General features: G+C 60.4%; 24 protein-coding genes. 10 read left to right on the top strand and 14 right to left on the bottom strand.

Annotated features, from left to right (window positions below; translation table 11 throughout):
* Nucleotides 1-126: 126 nt before the first annotated feature.
* Both AB4P91_RS25345 and AB4P91_RS25340 read right to left on the bottom strand, forming a co-directional pair.
* On the bottom strand, nt 127-522 hold the full coding sequence (locus AB4P91_RS25345) for a YbaN family protein (protein WP_150594309.1): 396 nt from the start codon (nt 520-522) through the stop codon (nt 127-129).
* Between the two features lie 10 nt (nt 523-532).
* Nucleotides 533-1,120, bottom strand: a complete 588-nt coding sequence (locus AB4P91_RS25340; protein ID WP_042558152.1) for a YecA family protein — start codon at nt 1,118-1,120, stop codon at nt 533-535.
* Between the two features lie 394 nt (nt 1,121-1,514).
* Here AB4P91_RS25340 and recQ point away from each other — a divergent pair, with 394 nt between their 5' ends.
* The 3 genes from recQ to AB4P91_RS25325 all read left to right on the top strand — a co-directional run bounded on the left by recQ (nt 1,515) and on the right by AB4P91_RS25325 (nt 6,327).
* Nucleotides 1,515-3,644 carry a DNA helicase RecQ gene (recQ, locus tag AB4P91_RS25335; protein ID WP_150594308.1) on the top strand — a complete coding sequence of 710 codons (2,130 nt, stop codon included), beginning with the start codon at nt 1,515-1,517 and terminating at the stop codon, nt 3,642-3,644.
* Between the two features lie 329 nt (nt 3,645-3,973).
* Nucleotides 3,974-4,408 (top strand): MarR family transcriptional regulator, encoded by a 435-nt coding sequence (locus AB4P91_RS25330; protein ID WP_150594307.1) that lies wholly within the window; start codon nt 3,974-3,976, stop codon nt 4,406-4,408.
* A 128-nt stretch (nt 4,409-4,536) separates the two neighbouring features.
* Entirely contained in the window at nt 4,537-6,327 is a 1,791-nt protein-coding gene (locus AB4P91_RS25325; protein ID WP_395603932.1) for a FimV/HubP family polar landmark protein, read from the top strand.
* Nucleotides 6,328-6,477: 150 nt separating this feature from the next.
* Here AB4P91_RS25325 and AB4P91_RS25320 read toward each other — a convergent pair whose 3' ends face one another.
* On the bottom strand, nt 6,478-8,667 hold the full coding sequence (locus tag AB4P91_RS25320; RefSeq protein ID WP_395603931.1) for a patatin-like phospholipase family protein: 2,190 nt from the start codon (nt 8,665-8,667) through the stop codon (nt 6,478-6,480).
* 71 nt (nt 8,668-8,738) lie between these two features.
* Here AB4P91_RS25320 and AB4P91_RS25315 point away from each other — a divergent pair, with 71 nt between their 5' ends.
* Nucleotides 8,739-9,026: a SelT/SelW/SelH family protein gene (locus tag AB4P91_RS25315; protein WP_093442622.1), complete on the top strand. Its 288-nt coding sequence runs from the start codon at nt 8,739-8,741 to the stop codon at nt 9,024-9,026.
* Here the strand turns inward: AB4P91_RS25315 and AB4P91_RS25310 are convergent.
* Nucleotides 9,020-9,913, bottom strand: a complete 894-nt coding sequence (locus AB4P91_RS25310) for a DMT family transporter (RefSeq protein WP_150687845.1) — start codon at nt 9,911-9,913, stop codon at nt 9,020-9,022. The genes AB4P91_RS25315 and AB4P91_RS25310 overlap by 7 nt on opposite strands.
* A gap of 98 nt (nt 9,914-10,011) precedes the next feature.
* Nucleotides 10,012-10,776: an AraC family transcriptional regulator gene (locus AB4P91_RS25305; protein ID WP_395603930.1), complete on the bottom strand. Its 765-nt coding sequence runs from the start codon at nt 10,774-10,776 to the stop codon at nt 10,012-10,014.
* A 134-nt stretch (nt 10,777-10,910) separates the two neighbouring features.
* Between AB4P91_RS25305 and AB4P91_RS25300 the strand changes: the two genes are divergently transcribed.
* Entirely contained in the window at nt 10,911-11,726 is an 816-nt protein-coding gene (locus AB4P91_RS25300) for a UDP-2,3-diacylglucosamine diphosphatase (RefSeq protein ID WP_047300237.1), read from the top strand.
* 121 nt (nt 11,727-11,847) lie between these two features.
* Here AB4P91_RS25300 and AB4P91_RS25295 read toward each other — a convergent pair whose 3' ends face one another.
* Both AB4P91_RS25295 and AB4P91_RS25290 read right to left on the bottom strand, forming a co-directional pair.
* Nucleotides 11,848-12,438 (bottom strand): HD domain-containing protein, encoded by a 591-nt coding sequence (locus tag AB4P91_RS25295; protein WP_150597179.1) that lies wholly within the window; start codon nt 12,436-12,438, stop codon nt 11,848-11,850.
* 25 nt (nt 12,439-12,463) lie between these two features.
* Complete coding sequence (locus tag AB4P91_RS25290) at nt 12,464-12,775, bottom strand: DUF962 domain-containing protein (RefSeq protein WP_150594300.1); 312 nt, start codon at nt 12,773-12,775, stop codon at nt 12,464-12,466.
* Between the two features lie 164 nt (nt 12,776-12,939).
* Here AB4P91_RS25290 and AB4P91_RS25285 point away from each other — a divergent pair, with 164 nt between their 5' ends.
* Entirely contained in the window at nt 12,940-14,001 is a 1,062-nt protein-coding gene (locus tag AB4P91_RS25285; RefSeq protein WP_224787143.1) for an AraC family transcriptional regulator, read from the top strand.
* Here the strand turns inward: AB4P91_RS25285 and AB4P91_RS25280 are convergent.
* Nucleotides 13,958-15,412: a TrkH family potassium uptake protein gene (locus tag AB4P91_RS25280; protein WP_042558162.1), complete on the bottom strand. Its 1,455-nt coding sequence runs from the start codon at nt 15,410-15,412 to the stop codon at nt 13,958-13,960. The two genes, AB4P91_RS25285 and AB4P91_RS25280, sit on opposite strands and share 44 nt — an antisense overlap.
* A gap of 121 nt (nt 15,413-15,533) precedes the next feature.
* Between AB4P91_RS25280 and AB4P91_RS25275 the strand changes: the two genes are divergently transcribed.
* A complete protein-coding gene (locus AB4P91_RS25275; RefSeq protein WP_150597178.1) occupies nt 15,534-16,100 on the top strand; it encodes a nitroreductase family protein in 567 nt (188 codons plus the stop codon).
* A 205-nt stretch (nt 16,101-16,305) separates the two neighbouring features.
* On the opposite strand, the gene AB4P91_RS25270 is transcribed toward AB4P91_RS25275, so the two are convergent.
* The 6 genes from AB4P91_RS25270 to AB4P91_RS25245 form a co-directional block, all read right to left on the bottom strand.
* The gene (locus AB4P91_RS25270; RefSeq protein WP_395603929.1) at nt 16,306-17,646 is read right to left on the bottom strand and encodes an ATP-binding protein; all 1,341 of its coding nucleotides are present in this window, start codon (nt 17,644-17,646) and stop codon (nt 16,306-16,308) included.
* Between the two features lie 164 nt (nt 17,647-17,810).
* A complete protein-coding gene (locus AB4P91_RS25265; RefSeq protein WP_395603928.1) occupies nt 17,811-18,257 on the bottom strand; it encodes a Spy/CpxP family protein refolding chaperone in 447 nt (148 codons plus the stop codon).
* 198 nt (nt 18,258-18,455) lie between these two features.
* A complete protein-coding gene (locus AB4P91_RS25260; RefSeq protein ID WP_047300242.1) occupies nt 18,456-19,133 on the bottom strand; it encodes a response regulator transcription factor in 678 nt (225 codons plus the stop codon).
* A gap of 7 nt (nt 19,134-19,140) precedes the next feature.
* Nucleotides 19,141-19,551: a translation initiation factor 2 gene (locus AB4P91_RS25255; RefSeq protein ID WP_150594296.1), complete on the bottom strand. Its 411-nt coding sequence runs from the start codon at nt 19,549-19,551 to the stop codon at nt 19,141-19,143.
* Between the two features lie 150 nt (nt 19,552-19,701).
* Nucleotides 19,702-20,001: a YciI family protein gene (locus AB4P91_RS25250; protein WP_016987935.1), complete on the bottom strand. Its 300-nt coding sequence runs from the start codon at nt 19,999-20,001 to the stop codon at nt 19,702-19,704.
* 1 nt (nt 20,002) lies between these two features.
* Nucleotides 20,003-20,599 carry a septation protein A gene (locus AB4P91_RS25245; RefSeq protein ID WP_395603927.1) on the bottom strand — a complete coding sequence of 199 codons (597 nt, stop codon included), beginning with the start codon at nt 20,597-20,599 and terminating at the stop codon, nt 20,003-20,005.
* Between the two features lie 87 nt (nt 20,600-20,686).
* Between AB4P91_RS25245 and AB4P91_RS25240 the strand changes: the two genes are divergently transcribed.
* The 3 genes from AB4P91_RS25240 (at nt 20,687) to AB4P91_RS25230 (ending at nt 23,015) form a co-directional block, all read left to right on the top strand.
* Nucleotides 20,687-21,550, top strand: coding sequence for a PHP domain-containing protein (locus AB4P91_RS25240; RefSeq protein ID WP_150594294.1), 864 nt, complete (start codon nt 20,687-20,689; stop codon nt 21,548-21,550).
* A 13-nt stretch (nt 21,551-21,563) separates the two neighbouring features.
* Nucleotides 21,564-22,193, top strand: a complete 630-nt coding sequence (locus AB4P91_RS25235) for an L-threonylcarbamoyladenylate synthase (RefSeq protein WP_041478985.1) — start codon at nt 21,564-21,566, stop codon at nt 22,191-22,193.
* Nucleotides 22,194-22,316: 123 nt separating this feature from the next.
* Entirely contained in the window at nt 22,317-23,015 is a 699-nt protein-coding gene (locus AB4P91_RS25230; RefSeq protein WP_181818527.1) for a ScpA family protein, read from the top strand.
* The last annotated feature ends 1 nt before the right edge of the window (nt 23,016 follow it).

The following is a 23,016-nucleotide window of genomic DNA, read 5'->3' as shown; positions in this document are numbered from 1 at the left end:
CGATGACGTAGATCTGGATTGATTAAACCTTTGCGTGGAGAGTTGCGCACCTGTCAGATCTGACAGGTGCGCGATCGTTTCCGATGAATGGCGGGTCGTTTGCGAGGGGGGCTGTTGGAGTGTGACTCAATGCTTGCGCAGAGTTTTCTGCCGCAAAATGTAGACCGTGACAAACACTGCGCTGGTCAACATGAACCCTCGCGCCCACGGCAGGGGCACCAGATAGCAAGAGAACAGAATGCTCGCCCACATCAGCCCGATCGCGTAGACCTTGCCCTTGAGTGGAATACCGTTGCCATCGAGATAATCGCGAATCCATGGCCCGAGCCGGGGATGCTCGACCAACCAACGATAGAAACGCGGAGAACTGCGGGCGAAACACGCGGCCGCGAGTAGCAGGAAGGGCGTGGTGGGCAAAACGGGGAGGAAAATCCCGATCACCCCCAATGCCACGCTGAGCCAGCCGATGGCCAGCAGGCAGTAGCGCAACATCAGGGGGCGGTTGCCTATGGGGTTGTCCATAGGCCGGGTCTTAGTGGTGACGTGGCTTGAGGATCGCCGGTTTTTCGTCTGGCGCCTGGCACAGCAGGTACAGCGCAGTCAGGGCTTCCGGGATCTGCACAATCATGTCGTCCATCAGGTTGGCGTCTTGAGCGATGTCTTCGAACTCGGGTTGTTCGTCGAACAGACCCGAACCGACCATGATCGGCAGGAGCATTTCGCTGACTTCTTCTTCGGCGGTTTCGAACCAGGCGGCTTCACGCAGGAACACACCTTCCATGAAGCCAATGCACCAGCCGCGCAATTCCGAATCGTCCGGGTCTTCGCCCAGATCCAGCTCGCACGGCAGTTCGAATTCTTCGTCGGACGCCAGTTGACGGGCGATGTGCGCCTTGAGGCCGATCAGGGTGGCTTCGATCTCGGCACGCTGTGCCTCATCGCTGTAATGCGGCTCTTCGGCGAACAGGGCGTCGATCCATTCACGCTCCGACACTTCTTCGGAGCAGATCGACAGCGCGGTCAGGTAACCGTGGGCGGCCACGTAATCCAGCGCCTCGTCGTGCAGCTCGTCGGCGTCGAGGAAGACTTGCAGGCGGGTCAGTTGCTCAGCGAAGGACATTACGTTGTTACCTTGGGGAATCAATAATGCGGGAATTCTAGGCCTTCTTGCGCGCTCAAGCCAGCCGCATGGCAGATTTGCCGCAATTGCCGGACACCACCTCAACCTTGTGGGAGCGCGCTTGCTCGCGAATACGGCGGGTCAGTGGCTGCAAAGGTGCCTGACCCAACGCTTTCGCGAGCAAGCTCGCTCCCACAGGATTTTCGTATCGCCGATGAACGGAGTCTTATCAGCGGCACCCTGCGCGGGGGAGGGCTCGGGTATACTTCCGCGTTTTGCGATCCCTGCCCGCATTGCGGTTGTCGTGCAATGCGTTCTTACGTTTTGTTTAAGCGGCCCTGGCTGTTCTGAACCAGCCTGAGCAGGGATGTATCGGTAGATTTTTGGAGTTTTTATGCTCGAACAGGCACAACGCGTCCTCAAGGACATCTTCGGCTACGACAGTTTCCGTGGCCGTCAGGGTGCAATCATTGAGCGCGTGGCCAGTGGCGGTGACGCGCTGGTATTGATGCCTACCGGTGGCGGCAAGTCCCTGTGCTTCCAGGTCCCGGCGCTGTTACGCGATGGCCTGGCAGTGGTGGTATCGCCGTTGATCGCCTTGATGGATGACCAGGTTGCGACCCTTGAAGAGCTGGGCGTGGCGGCCGCCGCGCTGAACTCCACGTTGAGTGCCGAACAGCAGCGTGATCTGGCGACGCGGATCAAGCGCGGTGAAGTGAAGATGCTCTATCTGGCGCCCGAGCGTCTGGTGCAGCCGCGCATGTTGTCCTTCCTGCAAAGCCTCGACATTGCGCTGTTCGCCATCGACGAAGCGCACTGTGTGTCGCAGTGGGGTCATGACTTCCGTCGCGAGTATCTGCAACTCGGGCAACTGGCCGAGTTGTTCCCGACTGTGCCGCGCATCGCGCTGACGGCCACCGCCGACAAACGTACCCGCGAAGAAATCGTCGAACGCCTGCATCTGCAGAACGCCGAGCGCTTCCTGTCGAGCTTCGACCGACCGAACATTTTCTACCGCATCGTGCCCAAGGAGCAGCCGCGCAAGCAGTTGCTGGCGTTTCTTGCCGAGCGGCGCAGCGATGCCGGCATTGTCTATTGCCTGTCGCGCAAGAAGGTTGAAGAAGTCGCGGCATTCCTCAGCGATCAAGGCTTCCCGGCGCTGCCGTATCACGCCGGTCTGCCCAACGAGCTACGCGCCTTCAACCAAAAGCGTTTCCTCAACGAGGAAGGCCTGATCATGGTCGCCACGGTGGCGTTCGGCATGGGCATCGACAAGCCCAACGTGCGTTTTGTTGCCCACCTCGATCTGCCGAAATCCCTCGAAGCGTATTACCAGGAAACCGGACGCGGTGGTCGTGACGGTCTGCCGGCGGATGCTTGGATGGCCTACGGTCTGCAAGACGTGGTGATGCTCAAGCAGATGCTGCAAAACTCTGAAGGCGACGAGCGCCACAAGCGTCTGGAGCAACACAAGCTCGACGCGATGCTGTCGCTCTGCGAAGAGACTCGTTGCCGTCGTCAGACGCTGCTGGCGTATTTCGATGAGCAGATGGCCGAACCTTGCGGCCATTGCGACAACTGCGTCGACGGTGTGCAGACCTGGGACGCCACCGAGCCTGCGCGTCAGGGGTTGTCGGCGATCTTTCGCACCGGTCAGCGTTACGGCGTCGGCCATCTGGTCGATGTGCTGCTGGGCAAGGACAACGAAAAGGTTCGCAGTTTCGGTCATCAGCACCTGTCGGTGTTCGGCGTTGGCAAGGCACTGAGCGAAAGTGAATGGCGCTCGCTGTTCCGTCAATTGGTGGCGCGTGGACTGGCCGATGTCGACCACGAAGGTTATGGCGGCTTGCGTTTAAACGACACCTGCCGGCCACTGCTCAAGGGCGAAGTGACACTGGAACTGCGCCGCGACCTCAAACCTCAGGTCACCGCCAAAAGCGGCAGCAAGAGCCAGGCCAGCCAATTGGTGCGCGGCGAAGAGCGCGAGCAGTGGGAAGCCCTGCGTGCGTTGCGGCGCAAACTGGCCGAAGAACACGGCGTGCCGCCCTATGTCATCTTCCCGGATTCGACACTTCTGGAAATGCTTCGCAGCCAGCCAACCTCGTTGGCGGAAATGGCCCGGGTCAGCGGCGTCGGTGCGCGCAAGCTGGAGCGCTACGGCGATGCTTTCCTCGAAGTGCTCGGCGGCGAGGTCGAGGCGCCGAAGGTGGTGGCCGATGTGCGTCACGAGCTCATCACCCTGGCCCGCGCGGGCATGACCCCGATGCAGATTGCCGGGCAGTTGCAGTGCTCGGAAAAGAACGTCTACACCATGCTCGCCGAGGCGATCGGCAAGCAACAACTCTCGCTGGAGCAGGCCCTGGACTTGCCTGAAGAGCTGATGGGCGAGGTGCAGGACGCGTTTCTTGATGGCGAGGGTGAATTGCCGCCGGTCGCCGAAATCGCCGAACTGTTCGCCGGTCGTGTTCCTGAAGGCGTCCTTTATTGCGTGCGGGCTGCGCTGCAATCCGAGTTTGAAATGTAATTCGGGCCCTAGTCCCTCAGAGCCCCTCATCGGAACGCCGCCCGCCCAGCCCTCTCCCAGAGGGAGAGGGGGCCGACCGAGGTGTCTTGCGGGTTATATCGACCTGAAGGCCTGAGTCGATAATGGATTCGGTACAGACCTTTCAGATCGATGGATTTCTCCAGCATCCCCCAATCAGTCCCCTCTACCTTTGGGAGAGGGTTAGGGTGAGGGGCTTTTCAAGATGTAACGATTCAGTACAGACCGACACTTGCCTATAGCTGCAGCTCATGCTTAGCTGACTAATAATTAGTTTTTCTCTATTACATCCGTCTAACCATGAGTGTTTTATGCCGTTAACCGATCAACACCGCTTTGGCATGCAACTGGCCCAGATGTCCCGCGGCTGGCGTGCCGAGCTGGACCGGCGTCTGGCCGGCCTTGGCCTGTCCCAGGCACGCTGGCTGGTGCTGCTGCATCTGGCGCGTTTCGAGGACGCGCCGACACAGCGAGAGCTGGCGCAAAGCGTTGGTGTCGAAGGCCCCACCCTCGCGCGCTTGCTCGATAGTCTGGAAAGCCAAGGGCTGGTGCAACGCCAGTCGGTGGTTGAAGACCGCCGGGCGAAAAAAATTGTCCTGTGTGCACCGGCCCTGCCGTTGATCGAACAAATCGAAACCATTGCTACCCAACTGCGCCACGAATTGTTCGACGGTGTCGACGAGGCGGATTTAAAGGTGTGCATGCGTGTTCACGGTCACATTCTGGCCAACCTGGAAAAATCTTGAGGCATAACCGCGTGCCAGTTTTTTGAGAGATCGCACTGAGCAGACTATAAGAACTACTAGGCAATATCGTGTTCGTACCGGATGTGCGAACGCATAAGAAGTCGGTTTTGCTTATTTAAGGGATGCTCATGCTCGCAAGTTGGCACACGGTACTGCGCGTTTACGCCAAGGGATTATTGGTCGCTGGCGCATTCGGCTACTCGACCTTGTCGATGGCTTTGGGGCTTGGCGAGATCACGGTTCACTCAGCCCTCAATCAACCGCTCAAGGCCGATATTGCGCTGATCGATGTCGGGACACTGACGCAGAACGACTTGTCAGTAAGCCTGGCCACGGCAGAAGAGTTTGGCCGTGCCGGGGTCGAGCGGGTGTTTTTCCTCAACGACCTCAAGTTCACCCCGATCCTGCATGGCAATCGCCAGATGATTCGGGTGACCTCCCGCAAACCGGTCAACGAACCCTTTCTGAATTTCCTGGTGCAGCTCAATCAGCCCAATGGCCGCCTGCTGCGCGAATACACGGTACTGATCGATCCGCCGGGTTCACCGGGTATCGTGCCGGCTACCGATGAGCCGGACCCGCGCGCGCAATCCTCAGCATTTCCCACTGTCGAGCCCGTGACCGCGCCACCCCAGGCGGCCCAGGGCAAACGCGCCCTGCCTGCCGCGCCTTCATCCACAACCGCGCCGGCCAACGATGCACTGGCCGAACAACTGGCAGCCAGCGTGTTGCAGAACCAGCAGTTGCAAAAGTCCCTTGATGAGCTGAATGCCAAACTGCAGGCGCAGACTGTGCAGATTGCCGACGGCAGGAAACAGGTCAGTGATCTGCAAGCACGCTTGATCGAGCAGCAAAAGGCACCGCCAGCGCCAGTAGTGACACCGGCGCCCACTCCGACAGCTGCCGCGGTGCCGATCGAGCCCGCAGAGAACGGTTTGAGTTGGCCATTACTCGGCGGCTTGCTGTTGCTGGGGGCATTGGCCGGGTTGCTCTTGCTCCGTCGACGCCAGCAAAAGCAGCAGGGCGATGCACCTTTGCCGTTATTACCGTTGAGCAACGAGCCCGATCTGGATGACGCCGGTTCCTCACAGGGATCGAGCGAACCGGTCAGGGCTCACGCCTCGGTCGATCCTCGTGAAGAGCCGACGGCGGGGGATGTGCTGGAAGCCGTGGGGATTTACCTGGCCTATGGGCGCCTCGGCGAAGCCGCCGGACTGTTGCGCGACGCGCTGCACAAAGAGCCGGAGCGCACCGATCTGGGTTTGCAGCTACTCGAAGTGCTGGGGCGTCAGGGCGATAGCGCAGCGTTCGAACAGCAGGAACGTCATTTGCGTGAACAGGGCGTTGCTGCACAAGCCCTGCAGGATATCCGCGCTCGGCACCCGAAGCTGGTGGGCACTGCGCCGTTGGCGGCAGTCACGCCATCAGCCATTGGCATTGCTCCCGTCGTAGTCGCCGGGCCCGCGTTGCCTGAGGACAATTTCGAGTTGAATCTGGATGAGTTGTCGGTGAACTCCAATTGGGATCTGGAGGACAGCCGCCCGGCGCTGGGTCAGTCAGCAACAGACGACTCCCGCTTCGCTTCCAGCCTGAAAGTGTTGCCGCAGGACTTTGACCTGCCAGAAACCCCGGCCAGTGAAGACGCGGAGCTTGAATGGATCCCGGAGCCTGAGGCGCAGCCGCTGGACGATGACTTCCTTGAAGCGTTTTCCGATCCGCTGCCGTCGCTGGCGCTGGAGCCGCTGGATTTACAGATGTCAGCGTCGGACGAGGCGGGGGCGGGGAAGCTCGAACAGGCACAGACCTGCATCGATGACGGTGACATCGACAGCGCGATTGCGCTGCTCAATGAGTTGCTCAAGGACGGGGACGAGCCTTTGAAGCAAACCGCCAGAACCCTTCTGGCCGGGATCCGATAATTCGACAGCTTCAGTCACTGTTGCGGCGATCTTGATGACGCCTTCGCAGGCAGTAATGCCGAACAAAAATGCAGTGAACGACGCTCAACCTGTGGGAGCGGGCTTGCCCGCGATGGCAATAGTCCAGGCAACGCCCATCCTCAATCTGGATCAGAACGTCTGCCCCAGATTCAAATACACCGCCTGTTCATTCGCATCATTGAGCCCATAACTGAAATTCAACGGCCCCAGCGGTGTATCGAAGCCAATAAACACACTCGCCGCATTGATGTAACCACTGTCGAACTCGTTGTCGTTGTTCCACGCTCGCCCACGCTCCAGCGATCCGCCGGCGTACAGCGGGAAGTCCAGCGGCAAATACGAGCGCGGTGTCAGCCGGCGGTAATACACCGCCCGCATCAGACTGACGTTCTGCCCGGAAATCGCATCCTCGCGGAACCCCGACAGCTGGCGCGCGCCACCGAGCAGGAAGCTTGACGTTACCACATTGGTGTCGTCGAGGGTACGGCCATAGCGCCCGCCCAGAATCAATGTGTCCGGTCCGCGGCTCATGGCTTTGTCGAATTTGAACTCCCACTGTCGATAACGCGTATCCGAGCCCAGGCTCGGTTCGAATTGCAGGAGTGTCAGGCTGACGTCCTTGCCTTCGTGGGGGTAGTAGACGTTGTCCAGTGAGTCGTAGGAATACTTCAGCGAATAGAAGCCTTCGTTGAAATTCTCGCTGGGCAGATCCTGATCACCAATGCGCACATCGGCCTTACCCCAGGCCTCGCCGACGCCGAAGCGCACTTCGCCGTTGTTGCCGATTTGCCGGCCGACATTCAAGGCCATGCCGTAACGCTCGACGCGGTACTGGGCGACCGGATCATTGTCGAGCACCGCATCGACGTTTTGCGCCTCGAACACCACCGACGGCGCGATGAAGTAGCGCGAGCCGACGTCCAGTGGCTGATAGAACTCGCTGTACAGCTCCTGTTTGTCGCCAATCTGCACCCGCGTCAGCCATTCCGCGCCGAGACGATTGATGCCGTTTTTGCGGTAACTGGCACCGAGGTTGAAAGCGCTGCTGCCGCGCATGTCGTCCGACAGGTTCAGGCCGACCCTCAGGTAATCGGTGCCACTGCGCTTGCCGCGGGCACTGATGACCAGGGTGTGATCCTGTCCCTTGTGCGCCACGCGGTACTGCACCTGTTCGAAGTAGTCGAGGCCGTACAAGGTGCCCATGTCCGAATGCAATCGACCCAGATCCAGCGGCTCGCCGATATGTTGCCGAATGTAGTAGCGGATCACGTCGTCGTCGACTTTCGAATCGTTCTCGACCTTGATCGCGGTGATGATCGGCGCACGTTGACCCGGCGCTCGGGCGGCGTTGAGTTCGGCGTCCTGAGACTCGGCAGGTTTGAGACTGGCGAGGCGCGCGTCAAGGATTCGGGTTGCGCGATAACCCGCATCGATCATTTCCTGGGCGCGTCCGAAATCAGTCACGCCGAAGCTTGCCAGCGCCGGTTGGATCAACACGTCAGTGGCTTTCAGCGCGGCCAGTTGTTCTTCAGAGTTGCGCCGGGTCATCAGGGTGATCGACTGGTTGAGCACATCGACCACAGTGTTCAGTTGCTTGCGACCGCGCAGCGGCGTGCCGATGTCGACCACGATGGCGATGTCGACGCCCATTTGCCGCGCGACATCCAGCGGAATGTTGTCGGTCATGCCGCCGTCCACCAACAGGCGGCCGTCGAGTTCGACCGGCGCGAACACCGCCGGAATCGACATGCTGGCGCGAATCACCTGGGGCAAGTGACCCTTGCGGAATACCACTTTTTCGCCATTGGCGATGTCGGTGGCCACTGCGCGGAAGGGGATCGGCAACTTGTCGAAATCCCGGGTGTCGCTGGTGTGCGCCAGCAAGCTTTCGAGCAACAGCGCCAGATTCTGCCCCTGAATCACGCCCAGTGGCAGGCCGAGGCTGCCGTCGTCGCGAAAGCTGAGTTTCTGTTTCACCAGAAAGTCGCGGTCATCCTGTTTGCGCCGGAACGGCACGTCTTCCCGGGGCGGCGCGTCGGACAGCGCCTGCTGCCAGTCGATGTCCAGGGCGAGTTTTTCCAGTTCGTCGATCTTGTAGCCTGAGGCATACAAGCCGCCGACCACCGCGCCCATGCTGGTGCCGGCAATCGCATCGATCTTGACGCCTTGCTCTTCCAGCGCCTTGAGTACGCCGATGTGCGCCAGACCACGAGCGGCCCCACCGGACAGCACGAGGCCGACTTTCGGTCGCGGCGCTTCGCTGGCAAGCACGAACAAGGGAAGAAAACCAAGCAGCAGGCAGAACAGCAGACGGCGCATTGTGAGTCTCGGGGCAAGCGATAAAGCCGGGTATTATAGCGGCGCCCTCTGTCTCCGGAGTTTCATTGAACATGACTGTCGCCAAAGCAGAAGTTGTCATCACCTATTGCACCCAATGCCAGTGGTTGCTGCGCGCGGCGTGGCTGGCGCAGGAACTGCTCAGCACCTTCGGGGACGACCTCGGCAAAGTGTCACTGGTGCCGGGCACCGGTGGGGTGTTTCACATCACGTGTGATGGCGTGCAGATCTGGGAGCGCAAGGCTGATGGCGGTTTCCCGGAGGCCAAGGTGCTGAAGCAGCGGGTGCGCGACCAGATCGATCCTGACCGCGACCTCGGCCACAACGACCGCACTCAGTGAGACGCGGCTTCGGCGGCGACGGTTTTTTTGTCGGCACTGCCTGACATTCGCGCCGACACCACGATGGCGACGATGATCAGCGCACCGCCGAGCAACATGCGTAACGTCGGGTTCTCATCGAACAGCAACCAGGCGATCGTGATGCCGTAAACCGGTTCCATGGCGAACACCACAGCAGCGGTGCGCGCCTTGATCACCGCCAGGCTGGCGACAAACAGACTGTGGGCGACGCCGGTGCAGAACACGCCGAGCAGGGCGATCCACAACCAGTCCAGCGCGCGTACTTCGCTCAGTTGTGGCGCCGCCACCGGCAGCAGACACACAGCCACCACGACGTTTTGACAGAGCGCTGCCTGCACCGCCGGGATTCGCCCGGAGCTGGCGCGATTGGTGAGCGACAACAGGGAAAACAGCAGCCCGGACAACACCGACCAAAGCAAGCCTATGGTTGCACCGCTGCCAAGATCGAACGCCGGGGTCACCAGCACCAGACCGACGCTCACCAGCACCACCAGCAGAATTTCATTGGCACGGATGCGCTCGCGAAAGATCAGCCCTTCGAGAATCACCGTGAACGCCGGAAAACTGGCAAAGCCAAGCGTCGCGATGGCGACACCCGCGACCTTCACCGAAATGAAAAAACTCACCCAGTGCCCGGCCAGCAATACACCGCTGAGCACCAGACGCCGCCAATCCACGGCCTGGAGTTTTTGCCAACCATGCTGGCGGGCGAATCGGGCAAAAAATGCCAACGCGATGACGGCGAAAGCGGCACGTCCAAAGACAATCACGGCAGGGGACGCGGCGGCGAGTTTGCCGAACACACCGGTCAGGCCGAACATCAAAGCGCCGATATGCAGTGCGCCAAGGGCGGTACGGGGAGTCATTGTCATCCTTCTATTTCAAACCCAGTCTCAATGTAGGAGCAGCCTTTGGCAGCTCTTACCTATTGAAACGTGTCGCAGCCCATAAATCTGTCGGCAAACTATTGTCCTTTGTCGCCAGCCTCGCGCCGCAATTGGCCCGGCGAGGCGCCGAACTCGCGCAGCACCGCTGCCGCAAATGCACTTTGCGAGCTGTAGCCGACCCGAATGGCGATTTCGCCAATCGGCAGCACAGTCTCACGCAGCAGGGTCACGGCCTTGTGCAGGCGCCGACTGCGGATGTAGTCCATCGGCGTCTGCCCGCATTCAGCCATGAAGCGCGCATGCAGACGCGCGCTGGATAATCCGGCGATCCGCGCCAGATCAGCGACTTGCAGCGGATAAGCAGCATGCTGCTCGATGTGCGCATCCAGCGCCGCGTAAGGCAGGCGCCGGGCGGTGAGTTCGACAGGTTGCGTATGATTCAGACTGGCCAGCAGCAATACCGCGCCTTGCTGCGCAATCAGCGGATCGCCAACCGGGCTGTTCGCCAGCCAACTGACCAACTGGCTTTGTCCTGAATCCAGCGACAACCGGGCGGTCTTGTCGAGTAGGCGGCGGCTGGCTTCGGCGTGCTCGCCCAGTGAATCGAGCAGCCATTGCTCGTCAGGGATGTCCATGACCAGGCAACGACTGCCTTGCGGACTGCCGCAGGCGTGGTGGGCGTCGGCTGGGATGACCACGAAACTCTGCTGACGCACCTGACTGCCGCAGCCCTCGACCTCGAAGTCCAGCGCGCCGGACAAGCCGAACACCAGTTGCGCGTGGTCGTGGCTGTGGGCGATCAGGTCGTGAGAGTAATGACGCAGGGTGAGGATCGGTCGCATGGCAGGTCGTCTCCGAAGTGACCGACAGTCTACACCGGCGCCTCCCGAGTGCGTTGTCACAGGACTGACTCGCGGCTGTCATGGACGATTAACCGGGCGCGCGCAAGCTGGCGAAAACATCCAGAGGGTTGCCCATGACCAGCGCCGAGCTCGCCAAACCCAGCCGCAAACAACGGGTGCGAACCTTGTGGATTTCCGACGTGCACCTGGGCACGCGGGATTGCCAGGCCGAGCATTTGTCGCAATTTCTCAAGGGCTACCACACCGACAGGATTTACCTGGTCGGTGACATTATCGACGGCTGGAAACTGCGCGGCGGCATGTATTGGCCGCAGGCACACACCAACGTGATCCGCCGCTTGCTGACCATGAGCAAGCGCGGCACCGAAGTGATCTACGTCACCGGCAACCATGATGAATTCCTGCGGCGTTACTCGAAGCTGATTCTGGGCAATATCCAGTTGGTCGACGAGGCCGTGCACGTCACGGCTGACGGTCGCCATTTGCTGGTGATCCACGGTGACCAGTTTGATGTGATCACCCGCTATCACCGCTGGCTGGCCTTCCTCGGCGACTCGGCCTACGAATTTACCCTGACGCTCAACCGCTGGCTCAACCACTGGCGCGCGCGATATGGCTACGGTTACTGGTCGTTGTCGGCGTACCTCAAGCACAAGGTGAAGACGGCGGTAAGCTTTATCAGTGACTTCGAAGAAGCCATCGCCCATGAATGTGTGAAGCGCGAGTTGCACGGTGTGGTGTGCGGGCACATTCACCATGCCGAAATCCGCAAGGTCGGCGACGTGGATTACCTTAACTGCGGCGATTGGGTGGAGTCGTGCACGGCGCTGATTGAGCACTGGGACGGTACGATCGAATTGTATCGACTGGCGGATGCGCAGGCGCGGGAGGCGGAGCTCAAGGCTGCCAAGGTTGCCGAACCCGCCTGAGCGAAAGAGAACCCTGTGGGAGCGAGCCTGCTCGCGAATGCAATACATTAGGCAAAGCTTTACTGCCTGACACTCCGCGTTCGCGAGCAGGCTCGTTCCCACATTTTGAGTTGTGGTGTTCTCAAGCCGGGCTGTGTTCTTCCATCGCCGCCTTGTAGATCGAGTTCTTCGGCTGGGCAAACAAGCGCTCCATCATCGGCTCAAAGAAGCTCAATGGCAGCGTGTCGTACTCCGGGTCAAACGCCGCCGCATCGTACTTGGCGCAGAACTCGGCAGTTGCCTGAAACTGCGGATGCTCCCTGAACTGCTCGCGCAGATGCCGATCCATTCCCAGATGATGAAAAAAGTAGTAACCCTGAAACACCCCGTGTTTCTCGACCATCCACAGGTGCTCGGCACTGACGAACGGCTTGAGAATCGCCGCCGCAATGTCCGGATGGTTGTATGAGCCCAACGTATCGCCAATGTCGTGCAGCAGGGCGCACACCACATATTCCTCGTCACGACCATCGCGAAAGGCACGGGTGGCGGTTTGCAGCGAGTGGGTCAGGCGATCCACCGGGAAACCGCCGAAATCGCCTTCGAGCAATTTCAGGTGGGTGATGATGCGTGATGGCAACTGCTTGGCGTAGGCGCTGAAGTCTGCGGCGATGATCGCCCAGTCTTCCTGGGTGCCATCCTGCATATGGGTGAAGCGGGCACTGGCGTTCATGGGCAGTCCTCGTTGTTGCTTGTTTTTAAAACGCCACGCGACCCAGAATCATGTCGCGGTACATGACGAAGTCGCCGAGCAGGCTGTAGAGCGGATGCTGGAACGTCGCCGGCCGGTTCTTTTCAAAGAAGAAGTGCCCCGCCCACGCGAAGCTGTAACCCGCCAGCGGCAGGGCCAATAACAGCAGCCAGGCGCCCTTGGCGATGGTCAGCGCGAGAATGAAAATAACCAACGTCGTGCCAATGAAATGCAGGCGACGGCAGGTGCTGTTGTTGTGCTCGCTGAGGTAATACGGATAGAACTCAGCGAAGCTATTGAAATGCTTGATGTTTTCCACGACTGCGATCTCTGTGGTTATTGTTCTGGCGACGAGTTGTGCTGCGGGTAGCTTATTTGAGTCTAGAGTGATCATGGGGGTGGGCCAGTGACAATCGGCGCCACTTTAGTATCCTTCGCAAATCGGGCCGCAACAGGCGACCCGCCATGTAAAAGAAAAACGCCATGAGCGAACGAACGACTTCTGCAAGCTGGGCGATGGGGATTGTCAAAGCATTGGAGATGGACGGCCTGGATTGCCGGGTTCTGTTCAAGCAACTGGGGCTGGATTACTCGGCTCTGGATGATCCGGATGCGCGTTTCCCGCAAGACTCCATGACCCGGCTCTGGCAACGGGCGGTGGAGGTGTCCGGCAACCCGGCCATCGGTCTGAACATGGGCAAAGTGGTGCGTCCGGCCTCGTTTCATGTCGCCGGTTACGCGCTGATGTCCAGTAATACCCTGGTCGAAGGCTTTCAACGGCTGGTGCGCTATCAACGAATCATCGCCGAAAGCGCTGACCTGAGTTTTCGGCTGCTGGATGAAGGCTACGCGCTGATCCTGACGGTGCACGGCGATCACCTGCCGCCCACCCGGCAAAGCGCCGAAGCGTCGCTGGCCTGTGCGCTTGCCCTGTGCGGCTGGCTGAGCGGGCGCACGCTGCATCCGGTCAAAGTGTTGCTGCAGGGCGATGAGCCGGCTGATCTGCAACCCTACAAACACGCTTTCCATGCGCCGCTGGTGTTCAACGCGCCTTACGATGCGCTGATCTTCGAACGCGCTGACATGGAGGCGCCGCTGCCCACCGCCAACGAGGCCATGGCGCTGTTGCACGATCGCTTTGCGGGAGAGTACCTGGCGCGTTTTTCCGAAAGCCGCGTGACCCACAAGGCGCGGCAGGTGCTCTGTCGGTTACTGCCTCAGGGCGAGCCCAAGCGCGATACGGTGGCGCAGACTCTGCACCTGTCGCAACGCACGTTGCAGCGCAGGCTGCAGGAGGAGGGCACGAGTTTTCAGCAGTTGCTCGATGACACTCGTCGCGAATTGGCCGAACAGTACCTGGCGCAGCCGAGCATGACCCTGCTGGAAATCGCCTATCTGTTGGGCTTTGCCGATCCGAGCAACTTCTTTCGTGCCTTCCGCCGCTGGTTCGACAGTACGCCCGGTGATTACCGGGCGCGGTTGGCCAAGACGCTCAACGCCGTCAGTGACGCCAAAAGGCCGGTATACACAGTACAAACACCGTAATAATTTCCAGTCGGCCGAGCAGCATGCCGAACGACAGGATCCACTTCGCGGCATCCGGCAGCGTGGCGAAGTTGCCCGCTGGGCCAATGGTCTCGCCCAGGCCCGGGCCGACGCCGGACACGGTGCTGGCGGCGCCGGTCAGCGCGGTCATCCAGTCCACGCCCAGCAGCGACAGGAGCAGGGCGATCACGCAGATGGTGATGGCGAAGAAAAACGAAAACGTCAGAATCGAACGCACGATCTCTTCGTCGAGCCGGTGACCGTTGTACTTCTGCTTGATCACTGCACGGGGGTGAATCAGCTGATTAAGGTTGGCTTTGAGCAGGATGTAGGCGACCTGGAAGCGGAAGATCTTGATCCCGCCTGCCGTCGACCCGGAGCAGCCGCCGACAAAACCCAGATAGAAGAACAACATCAACGAGAAGTTGCCCCACAGGCTGTAGTCGCCGAGGGCAAAACCGGTGGTGGTGAGCACCGACGTCACGTTCAGCGCCACATGGCGCAGCGCATCCAGCCAATGCAGTTGGGTCGTCCACCAGTACCAGGTACCGAGCACCAGCCAGGTCACCAGCAACATCGCCAGCATGCCCTGCACCTGCTGATCCTTGATCAACGCGCGGCGATTACCGCGCATCGTCGCCACGTACAGGGTGAACGGCAGGCTGCCGAGAATCATGATGACGATCGCCACCCAGTGCACCGCCGGTTGCGTCCACTTGGCCAGGGATTGGTCGGAGGTCGAGAATCCACCCGTGGAAATAGCCGACATCGCATGATTGATCGCGTCGAACAGGCTCATCCCGGCCCACCAGAACGCCAGGCTGCCGAGGATGGTGATGCCGACATACGCCCCCACGATCAGCCGCGCCACCATGTGTGAACGGGGCATGACCTTTTCCGAGCGATCCGACGATTCGGTCTGGAACAGGCGCATGCCACCAATTCGCAGCAGCGGCAGAATCGCGACCGCCATGCCGATAAAGCCGATGCCGCCAATCCAGTGCAGCAGCGAACGCCACATCAGAATCCCGGGGGACATGCTGTCGAGGCCGTTAAGCACGGTAGCGCCGGTCGCGGTAATGCCGGACATGCTTTCAAAAAACGAGTCGGTGTAGCTGATGTGCTGAGTCAGCAGGAACGGCAGCGCGGCGAAAATACACACCACCAGCCAACTGCTGACGGTCAGCAGGTACATGTCACGCGGGCGCAGATGAATGTGTTCCGGGCGGCCCGGAATCACCAGTGCGAGGCCGGCAACGAAGGTGATCATGCTCGCCCAGAGGAACGACGGCAGATCGCCGGTGCGGTCGAAAATCACCAGGGTGGCCATCGGCACGACCATGGCAATTGCCAGAGTGATCAGGAAGATGCCGATGATGAAACCAATGATCCGTAAGGTCGGCAACGCCATGAAGTCTGCTCGGGCTGATAGGGGAAGGGCGCCATTCTACCCGTGGGGCAGGGCATGTAAACCGGCATCCTTTTGGCAGATACCGCTAGAATAGCTGCATATTTTTTTCAGGAGGTGGCCGATGCAGGCTCTCGACGCTTTGCTCAACCGTGTTTCCGTTCCACGACTGGTCGAACCGGCCCCTACCGCGCAGCAGCGCGAAGTCCTGTTTGCCGCCGCGTTGCGCGCGCCGGATCACGGACACTTGCAGCCGTATCGTTTTTTGACCGTCGAAGGCGCTGCGCGCGAGCAGATGGGCGAACTGTTGGCTGAAGCGGCGCAAAAGCAGGAAGGCGAAATCACGCAAGCCATGATCGACAAGGCGCGCAACGGCCCGCTGCGTGCCCCGCTGGTGGTTGTGGTGATCGCGAAACTGCAGGAACACGTCAAGTACCCGAAGGCCGAGCAATTGCTGGCCGCCGGGTGTGCCGCCCACGGGATTTTGCTGGCGGCGTATGCGCAGGGGATTGGTGCGGTTTGGCGTACCGGCGATCTGGCTTATTCGCAGCATGTCGCGAAAGGCTTAGGACTGGTGGAGGGCGAGGAGGTGATTGCGTTCCTGTACCTCGGCACACCGCAGAAGGAGCCGCGGGTGGCGGAGAAGGTCGATCTGGCGGAGTTTGTCAGCGCTTGGCCTGGTAAAGCGTAAAGCGAAGAGCCCCTCACCCTAACCCTCTCCCGGAGGGAGAGGGGACTGATTGGGGGATGCTCACGAGATACGGCGACCTGAACGATCTTTACTGAATCCATAATCGACTCGATTTTTCAGGTCGATGGGTAGCGCCAGACACCGCGGTCGGCCCCTCTCCCTCCGGGAGAGGGCTGGGCGGGCGGCGTTCCGATGAGGGTAGCTGTCAGGGCTGGACAACAGCTCCCGGCACCAGCGGCAATTCCAGACTGGCCACAAACCCGCCGTCAGGATGATTGGCCAGCACCAGACTTCCGCCATGCCGCTCCGCCGCACGTCGTGCAATCGCCAGGCCCAGACCATGGCCGGCCGCTGTCTGCCCCGGTGCTCGATAAAACGGCTCGCCCAGCTGACTCAGGTGTTCGGCCTGAACCCCCGGGCCATGATCGCGAACACTGATGACTATCCGCTCACCCTGCCGCGAGGCCTGCATTTCAATTGCCTGGCCCTGGGGGTTGAAGCGCTGCGCATTGCGTAGCAGGTTGTCCACGGCGCGCTCGATCATGGTCGGCCAGCCCTTCAGATTCAGCTGTTGCTCGGCGTCCAGACTCACGTTCTGTTCCGGCGACGCCAACTGCGCATCCTTTTGCAGGGCGCTCAGCAGCGCATTCAAGTCCACGTCTTCAGCGCTGGCGTTGTCGGCATCGACCCGCGCCAGCACCAGAATTTCACTGATCAGCGCTTCCAGGCGATCGCATTCGCGGGTCAATCGTGGCCAGAGTTTTTCGCGTTCTTCAGGGTTGGCGCGCTCTGCCAGCGCCAGGGCAATTCGCAGCCGCGCCAGTGGTGAGCGCAATTCGTGGGATACGTCGCGCAACAACTGACGCTGACTGCCAATCAGGCTTTGCAGGCGCGCACCCATGCGGTTGAAGTCGTTGGCGAGGACGCCGAACTCATCGCGGCGGTTGGCCAGTTTGGCCAGGCTGTTCTGCTGATAAGTCGCCTGCCCCAGGTCATGTACCGCGCCGCGCAAACGGCTAAGCGGACGGGTGATGGAGAAGGTCACCAGCAAGCTGAACAGGGTCAGTACCACCAGCGCAATGCCCAGCGCACTCAATGGCCAGAGCAGGCTTTCGCGGTGCCAGGAGTCGAGTTCGGGGTGTGGGATGCGGTAGATGAACAGGTAGGTGTCACCGGTTTTTTCACTGGTGAACTCATCGGTCAGGCGCCGCCACGGCAGGCGTCGGTCATCGTTGTTCTGGCGGGCTTCGAAGGCTGCGGCACGACGGGGGAAGGTGCCGCGCACGACCGGGTCACCGCTTTCGTTCAGCACTTGAACGTCGATGTGGTACTGGCGTTTGCGTTGCTGAAGGATCTGCTGAGCGGCTTCTTCGCCTTGTGCTTCGTAACTCTGCGTCCACTCAGCCGCGAGAGTGTTGAGGCCCGGATGGCGACTGAGGATCCACGCGTCCTGATTGAGCATGTGCCCCAACAGAATGGACAGCCCTGCAACCAGAGCGATGGCCAGCCAGAAGCTTGCGAGAATACGCCAGAACAATGACCGCACAGAAAATCCTCAGAACCTGTGGGAGCGAGCTTGCTCGCGAAGAGGGAGTGCCAGTCGACTCATGCATCGACTGACCCAACGCTTTCGCGAGCAAGCTCGCTCCCACCTTCGATCGAAAGCAAGAAACCCGACGGTGTTGAGCCGTCGGGCCTGGGGTTAAAACATTATTGCGCTTTTTGCGGCTGTTGCGCTTTCCACGCCTTGAACTCAGCCCATTCAGCGCGACGCTCGGCCTTTTTCTTCTGGATCTCGTCGAATTTCTTCTGTTGATCCGGTTTCAGCACGGCGCGAACATCGGCCTCGGCTTTCTTGTGGTTGGCTGCGACCTCATCCTTCATGGCTTTCTGGTCGGCCGGCGAGAGTTTTTCCAGGTACTTGTCGACCACTTGCTTACGCTCGTGCATCTGCTCGCCCATGATCTTGCGGATCTGCTCGCGTTGTTCGCGGGACAGGTCGAGTTGGCTGTACGGGCCTTTGCCGTGCATGCCGTGCATGCCGTGCATCTGACCGCCGTGGCGTGGGCCGTCGAGCGGGCCGCCGTCTTGCGGCATGGCCATGGCGACGGTTGGCAGAGCGGCAGCGAACATCAAAGCGATAAGAGTCTTGCGCATGGTGTATCTCCTTGTCTCGTTCCCGGTACGTTCCGGATGAGTTCAGATTACGCAGATCAAGGTCAGCGGCGGTCAACGCAAGGTAAAGCTTGGGTAAAGACGATTTGTCTTCAACCTTACACGCGCCCCCTGTGCAGGCGCTGCCGAAGGCTGCTACAGGGGGGCGGTTTTATCGAGCATCCCCCTTGGGGGATCAGGTCAGAGGCAGTAGAAGTAACCGCGGCTGCGCAAGGCAACGATGCGCGGGCGCCCGTCGGGGTGCGGTCCGATTTTTTTGCGCAGGTTGCTCACGTGCATGTCGAGGCTGCGGTCGTACAGGGTCAGCTTGCGGCCGAGGGCCAGTTGCGCCAGTTCCTGTTTGTCCAGCGGCTCGCCGGGCTGCTTGAGCAGGGCTTCGAGCAGACGGCTTTCGGAAACGGTGAGGGTCAGTTCTCTCTCGTCGATGCTGACCACGCCGCGCACCGGGCTGAAACTCAGGTCGCCCAGCTCAAGCTGCGTCGACACGGCCGCCGGGTGGCTGCGGCGCAGTACGGCGCGCAGGCGTGCGGTCAGCTCGCGTGGATCACACGGTTTGGCCAGATAGTCGTCAGCGCCCAGTTCCAGACCGAGGATCCGGTCCAGTGGTTCGCCACGGGCCGAGAGCATCAACACCGGCAGATCGGCGTGATCGTTGCGCAATTGCTTGAGCAGTTCCAGACCGCTGCCATCGGGCAGCATCACGTCCAGCACCACCGCCGCCGGGGCGGTTTCGGCCAACGCCTTGCGCGCGCTCTGGCCATCGTGGCAGGCACGAACCTGGAAGCCTTCCTGGCTTAGCCAACTGCTCAGGAGCTCACACAGCTCCTGGTCATCATCAATAATTAACAGCTCGCTCATGACTCACTCAATTTAACCATTGCCGACGTTTTCGGCTTGCGCCACTGGCAAAGATACCGCAGAGCAGCGCCAATAGCGCTACTCCGGCACCCGTGACGAACCACTGCTGCTGATCGGTCAACAAGCGCGGCAGCGGGCTGGCCTGGGCTTCCTTGAGTTGCAGCTTGAGTCGCTGGTTCTCCTGGCGCAACCGGGCGAGCTGAGCGCTTTCACGTTGGTTGTCGGCATTTTGCAGTTGTTTGCTCAGTTCTTCCCGCTGCTCCTCGCTCACTTTGAGGCGCTGCTGCAACTCGGTGATCTGGCTGCCGGCACTTAATGACAATGGCGTGGAGCTGCCGCCTTCGGTGGTTTCATCACCATGGGCGGGCGCCATGATCGATAACGTGACCAACATCAGACACAACGAACCCTTGCGCATCGCGACACCTGTTTCCAAATGGATATTGGGCAGGTTGTCGGCAGGCAAACGAGAATAATGAGCGATTGAGAGTGTGATGAACCGACAAGGTTCAGTGATACAGGTGTGTCGCGGGTAATGAGGAGATGAATCCCCTCATTACCGGACTTTTTAAGGCAGGACTTGCTTGAACGGCTTCACGATCACGTTGGCATAAACGCCCGCCGCGATGTAGGGATCGGCATCTGCCCAGGCTTGCGCGGCGCTCAGGGAGTCGAACTCGGCAACGATCAGGCTGCCGGTGAAACCCGCTGCGCCCGGATCATTGCTGTCGACGGCCGGGTGCGGGCCGGCCAATACGATACGACCTTCGCCCTTGAGCGCTTGCAGGCGTTCCAGATGCGCAGGGCGCGCGGCCAGGCGAGCTTCCAGTGAATTGGCGACGTCGGTGGCAATGATTGCGTAGAGCATGTCAGTCCTCGGTTTTTGGTGTTGTGGTATCGGCGTCATGCAGGTGACGGGACAGGTAAATGCCCTGCGCGACCAGGAACAGCACAGTCATGCCCAAGCTGCCGAACACCTTGAAGTCCACCCAGATGCTCTGGAAGGTAAAGGCGACGAACAGGTTGGCGGCCCCGCAGAACAGGAAAAAGGCGATCCAGGCGATGTTCAGACGGGTCCAGACCGGGTCCGGCAGGGTCAGCGCGTGGCCCATGATGCGTTTGATCAGCAGGCGGTCACCGATGAAGTGGCTGCCGATGAAGGCGACGGCAAACAGCCAGTTGACCACCGGGGCTTTCCATTTCAGGAAGGTCTCGCTGTGGAACGCCAGTGTCAGGCTGCCGAATACGAGGCAGGCGATCAGGGTCAGCCATTGGCTCTTTTCCAGCCTGCGCTGTTGGATGAAAAGCGCGCCGTACACCACCAGGGAGCTGATGATCAGCATCGCGGTGGCGCTGTAAATACCGCCTACAGTCACTTCATGGCCGGCGATGTCGACGACCCGTGGATCAAGTTTGTAAACGATGAAGAACAGCAAAAGCGGGATGAAATCGATGAATTGTTTCACAGTGAGAGCCAGAAGCTGGATGTGGCGGCATAATAACAAACATATGGGCGCGCGATAGCGCTCGCTGATTTGAGGTTACAACTCTCCGTGAATGTTGATTTGCACTGCCATAGCACGGCCTCCGATGGCGCCCTGGCGCCTGCGGTTCTGGTTGCGCGTGCGTTCGAGAACGGCGTGCGAGTCCTGGCCCTGACCGACCACGACACCCTCGAAGGCCTCGCCGAAGCGCGCACGGCTGCGACCGAACTGGGGATGCAACTGGTCAACGGCGTCGAGTTGTCCTGCACTTGGGGCGGGGCGACCATTCATGTGTTGGGTTACGGTTTCGACGTCAATGCTGCACCGTTGGTCGAGGCGATCGCCAGATTGCACGATGGGCGTTGGCTGCGGTCGGAAGAAATAAGCCGCAAGCTCGCCCTCAAGGGCATGCCCGGTGCCCTCGAGGGTGCGAGGCAGATCCAGCAGGAGCTGGGCGACAGCGGCAATGCCCCGGCCCGCCCGCATTTCGCCGACTGGATGGTCCGCGAAGGTTTTGTAAAGGATCGCGCCGAAGCCTTCCGCAAGTGGCTGGGCGCGGGCAAGCTGGGCGACGTCAAACAACACTGGCCGACACTTGAAGACACCGTTGGCACACTGCGCGCCGCCGGTGCCTGGGTCAGCCTGGCGCATCCGTGGCACTACGATTTCACCCGCAGCAAACGCCGAAAGCTGATTGCCGACTATATTCAAGCAGGCGGGCATGCAATCGAGGTGGTCAATGGCCATCAGCCCGCGGAACAGGTGGGCAGCCTGGCAATCCTTGCCCGTGAGTTCGGTCTGCTGGTCAGCGCCGGCAGTGATTTTCATGGCCCTGGAGGTTGGTCCGAGATCGGCCAGTACCGGCCGGTTCCCGAGGACCTTCCACCCCTGTGGTGTCGGTTCAAACATGACACAGTTATTGCCGCCGTCTGAACAGGTAGAGAACGTGAGTCAATTTTTCCAGATACATCCGGAAAACCCGCAAGCGCGCCTGATCAAACAGGCGGTCGAGATCATCCGCAAGGGCGGGGTGGTGATTTATCCCACCGACTCTTCCTACGCCATCGGTTGCCAGATCGGCGACAAGACCGCCATCGAGCGCGTTCGACGCCTGCGTCAGCTCGACGAAAAGCACAACTTCGCGCTGATCTGCAGCGACCTGTCGCAACTGGGCAACTACGCCAAGATCGACACCGGCACTTTCCGTATTCTCAAGGCGCATTTGCCGGGGCCTTACACTTTCATTCTCAACGCCACCCGTGAAGTGCCGCGCCTGCTACTGCACCCGAAGAAGCGCACCATCGGTTTGCGCGTTCCCAGCCACCCGATTGCGCTGGCGCTGCTGGCCGAACTTGGCGAGCCGCTGATGAGCGTGACGCTGATCATGCCCGGTGATGAAGATCCACTGACCGATCCATACGAAATGCGTCAATTGCTTGAGCATCAAGTGGACCTGATCATCGACGGCGGTTTTGGCGGCATCAAGGCTTCCACCGTGATTGACCTGACGGGCGACGATCCTGAAGTAGTCCGCGTCGGTTGCGGCGATCCGACCCCGTTCATGGTCGAGGCCTGAATGTCCGCAGTGGAAACCGTCGCCGATCCTCAGGCCGGCGCCCAGCAGGAGCTGCCGTTCGCCATGGTCTACGGCCAGGCGGTCATGGAAATGCCGCTGGACCTGTACATTCCGCCGGATGCGCTGGAAGTCTTTCTTGAGGCCTTCGAAGGCCCGCTCGACCTGCTGCTGTACCTGATCCGCAAACAGAACATCAACATCCTCGACATTCCGGTGGCGGAAATCACTCGCCAGTACATGGGCTACGTCGAGTTGATGCAGTCGGTGCGTCTGGAACTGGCCGCCGAGTATCTGGTGATGGCCGCGATGCTCGCCGAGATCAAATCGCGCATGCTTCTGCCGCGGGCCGAAACCGTCGAGGCGGAGGAGGACGACCCGCGCGCCGAACTGATCCGTCGCCTGCAGGAGTACGAGCGTTTCAAGGCTGCTGCTGAAGGCATCGACGGCTTGAGCCGGGTTGGCCGTGATGTGGTCGTGCCCAAGCTTGACGCCCCCGAAGCCCGGGCGCGCAAGCTGTTGCCCGACGTGGCGCTGGAAGAGATTTTGATGTGCATGGCCGAAGTGCTGCGCCGTGGCGACATGTTTGAAAGCCATCAGGTCAGCCGCGAAGCGCTGTCCACCCGCGAACGCATGAGCGATGTGCTGGAGCGGCTCAAGGGCGGTGGTTTTGTGCCGTTCGTCGAGCTGTTTACCGCCGAAGAAGGTCGCCTGGGTGTAGTGGTGACCTTTATGGCGATCCTTGAGCTGGTCAAGGAATCCTTGGTCGAGCTGGTGCAGAATGAGCCGTTCGCCGCGATCCACGTGCGAGCCCGAGCCGAATAAC

Origin of the sequence: Pseudomonas sp. B21128 (genome assembly GCF_044218865.1) — a bacterium.
GTDB lineage: Bacteria > Pseudomonadota > Gammaproteobacteria > Pseudomonadales > Pseudomonadaceae > Aquipseudomonas > Aquipseudomonas iridis.
The sequence above is the reverse complement of the archived record's forward strand: the minus strand, read 5'-3'. Positions and strand labels throughout refer to the sequence as shown.